Source organism: Blautia sp. CAG:257, assembly GCF_000433815.1.
GTDB classification, from domain to species: Bacteria; Bacillota; Clostridia; order Lachnospirales; family Lachnospiraceae; genus Blautia_A; species Blautia_A caecimuris.
This window is the reverse complement of record NZ_HF999016.1, coordinates 4,108-7,319: the sequence shown is the minus strand read 5'-3', so window position 1 is coordinate 7,319 and position 3,212 is coordinate 4,108. Positions and strand designations below refer to the sequence as shown.

At 46.5% G+C, this 3,212-nt stretch carries 2 protein-coding genes; both read left to right on the top strand.

Features of this window, described 5'->3' with window-relative positions:
* The first annotated feature begins 50 nt into the window (after positions 1 to 50).
* On the top strand, positions 51 to 980 hold the full coding sequence (locus QVP40_RS03495) for an alpha/beta fold hydrolase (protein WP_022067111.1): 930 nt from the start codon (positions 51 to 53) through the stop codon (positions 978 to 980).
* Positions 981 to 1,457: 477 nt separating this feature from the next.
* A complete protein-coding gene (malQ, locus tag QVP40_RS03490) occupies positions 1,458 to 3,038 on the top strand; it encodes a 4-alpha-glucanotransferase (protein ID WP_022067110.1) in 1,581 nt (526 codons plus the stop codon).
* The last annotated feature ends 174 nt before the right edge of the window (positions 3,039 to 3,212 follow it).

Below are 3,212 nucleotides of genomic sequence, written 5' to 3'. Positions count from 1 at the left end.
AGAAAATAAAAAGATAACTGACAGAATGACAGGGCAGGAGGAAAATAGATATGGTAAAAAGATACAGACAGTTTTTCAGATCAGATGCGGACGGACTGAGAATCTCAGCTCTCAGTATCTGTCCGGAGGAAATGCCGTACAAAGGCGTAATACAGCTGGTACACGGAATGAGTGAGCACAAGGAACGGTATGAGCCGTTTATGGAGTACATGGCTTCTCTTGGGTATGTGGCAGTAATTCACGACCACAGAGGACACGGGCAGAGCGTCCGCTCCGGGGATGACCTGGGCTACATGTACGGCGGAGGAGCAGATGCCATGCTGGCGGATATTGCCAGTGTCAACCGGCAGATCAGAGAGAAATTTCCGGATCTTCCTCTGATACTGATGGGGCACAGCATGGGTTCTCTGGCAGTGAGAGCTTTTGCGGCAGAGCATGATGACTGCATGGATATGCTGATCGTCTGCGGCTCACCCAGCAACCGGAGGGCGCGGATCGCAGGGAGCGTGATCGCGAAACTGGAAGGAAAACTCTTTGGAATGAGGCACAGAAGCCGTCTTCTGGAAATACTGTCCTTTGGGAATTATGCAGCCAGGTTCAGCGGGGAAAAAAACAGAAACGCATGGATCTGTTCGGATCCGGAGGTATATCAGGCTTATACGGACTCAGAACTTTGCGGATTTACGTTTACGGACGATGCTTATCTGGCTCTGTTTCAGCTGATGAAAAGAGCTTATGATGTGAAGCACTGGAACTGTACGAAGCCGGAGCTGCCTGTTCTTTTTATCAGCGGCTCAGACGATCCGTGCCTGGGCAATGTGCGGCAGTTTGCAGCGGCAGTTCAGAAAATGAGAGACGCAGGCTACAGGGATGTAAAAGGGAAACTTTATCCGGGAATGCGCCATGAAATTCTGAACGAAAAAGACCGGGAGCGGGTATTCAGAGATATTTCTGTATATATCAGGAAAAAAGGTTTCTGAGTATTATAAGCTTTCCGAATAGAAGATGCCTTTTCTGTCCATACTATGAATGAATATCTGTATGGATAAAGGAGAGAACCCGGTGAAAAGAACACGGAAAATAATTTTTATAGGTATTTTATGCGCTTTCTGTCTGGCAGGCTGCGGAAGAACCGAAAAACAGGCAGAGGACAGTGGAGAGCTTGTGTTAGTGTCCGCACAGCACTGTTTTGAAAGGCGGAGCTGATGCTCAGGGGATATACAGGGCAAAATGCGATCATCAAAGGTGATTTGGAATGTATTCTGACCAGGTTGCTGTGAAGACGGTAAACAGTAACAAGGTGCGAAAGCCGGGGAGATGTCCCCGGCTTTTTCCTTGACCGTAAGCATATGGATTGGTATAATGTTCTCCGGGTGACCGGCAAAAACTAAGACTTTATAATGTATGGACCTGAGAAGCCGGATTCATTTAGTGCGAAACACGAAGGAGAAGAATAAATGAGAGCAAGCGGTGTTTTAATGGCTGTTTCAAGCCTTCCGTCAGAATATGGGATCGGATGCTTTTCCAGAGAGGCATATGAGTTTGTAGATCAGCTGGAAAAAGCAGACCAGCAGTACTGGCAGATTCTTCCTCTTGGTCCGACAGGATATGGAGATTCTCCGTATCAGTCCTGTTCTACCTTTGCGGGAAATCCATATTTTATTGATCTGGATGAACTGGTCCGGGAAGGGCTTCTTACAAAAGAAGAATGTACTTCCTGCAGCTGGGGGGATGACCCCGGCTATGTGGATTATGAAAAAATATATAACAGCAGATTTCCACTTCTGAAAAAAGCCTATGAAAGAGCGAATCTGGAAAATGACAGTGAATATCAGGCTTTTGTAAGGGAGTATCAGATTTGGCTGAAAGATTATGCTCTTTATATGGCGATCAAAAACAGCAGGAACGGAGAGAGTTGGCTGGACTGGCCGAAGGAACTGAAAGACCGCAGCTCCGGATATGTAAAAAGAGCGGAAAGCGAGCTGTCAGAGGAAGTGGGCTTTTACTGCTTCCAGCAGTATCTTTTTGAAAAACAGTGGAAAAAGCTGAAAGCCTATGCAAATAAAAAAGGAATTAAGATCATAGGCGATGTGCCGATTTACGTTGCCCTTGACAGTGCGGATGTGTGGGCGAATCCGGAACTGTTTCAGATTGATGAGGAATGCAGTCCAAAGGCTGTTGCAGGCTGTCCGCCGGATGCATTTTCTGCTACCGGCCAGCTGTGGGGAAATCCTCTTTATGACTGGAAAAAGCATAAGGCTACCGGCTATGCTTGGTGGATACAGAGAATGACCTACTGTATGGAGCGGTATGATGTGGCAAGAATCGACCATTTCAGAGGCTTTGACGAATATTATTCCATACCTTACGGAGATGCTACTGCAGAAAACGGGCACTGGGAAAAGGGACCGGGACTGGAATTATTTGAGGTGTTAAAAAAGAATGTACAAAAGCTTCAGGTGATCGCAGAAGATCTGGGATTTTTGACAGACAGCGTGGTGAAGCTTGTAAAGGACACCGGATTTCCGGGAATGAAAGTGCTGCAGTTTGCATTTGACGGAAGCGAGGACAGTGAATATCTTCCTCATAAATATGATAAAAACTGTGTGGTCTATACAGGAACTCATGATAATGAGACGACAAAAGGATGGCTGGAAGGTCTGCAGGGACATGATAATGAGTTTGTACGGGCATACATCAACTGTTATGACAGGCCTGTGAACGACTGCGTGTGGGGACTGATCCGCACAGCCCTGGCCAGTGTGGCAGATCTGGCTGTGATTCCTGTTCAGGACTATCTGTGCCTGGGAAACGAAGCAAGACTGAATGCGCCTGCAACCCTGGGGCTGAACTGGAGATGGAGAATGCGAAAGGGACAGCTTTCTGACATTACCATTTATACAATGGGAGAACTGAACCGGATCTACGGACGTCTGAAGAAGGAAGAACCGGTATCGGAAACAGAAGAGCAGTCAGCTGAAGAGAAGCTGTCAGAGGAAGAGGCGCAGGATACAGAAGGCTGGACAGTACATCTCTGACAGATACACGGAAGCTTTAAGATCTGTAACGGAAAACATAAATGCAGGAAAATGAAAAAACATACGAAAGGGACATTTATATGGAAGAAAGAAATGAAGAACTGGAAACGTCTGCTGATACAGAGGTAAAAGAAGAAACTGAGATTCAGACATCTGAAAACAGCGAGAATGCTT

Bases quoted from the DNA above. Each gene is read 5' to 3' on its own strand.
- QVP40_RS03495 (WP_022067111.1), top strand. From the start codon at position 51: ATGGTAAAAAGATACAGACAGTTTTTCAGATCAGATGCGGACGGACTG.
- malQ (WP_022067110.1), top strand. From the start codon at position 1,458: ATGAGAGCAAGCGGTGTTTTAATGGCTGTTTCAAGCCTTCCGTCAGAA.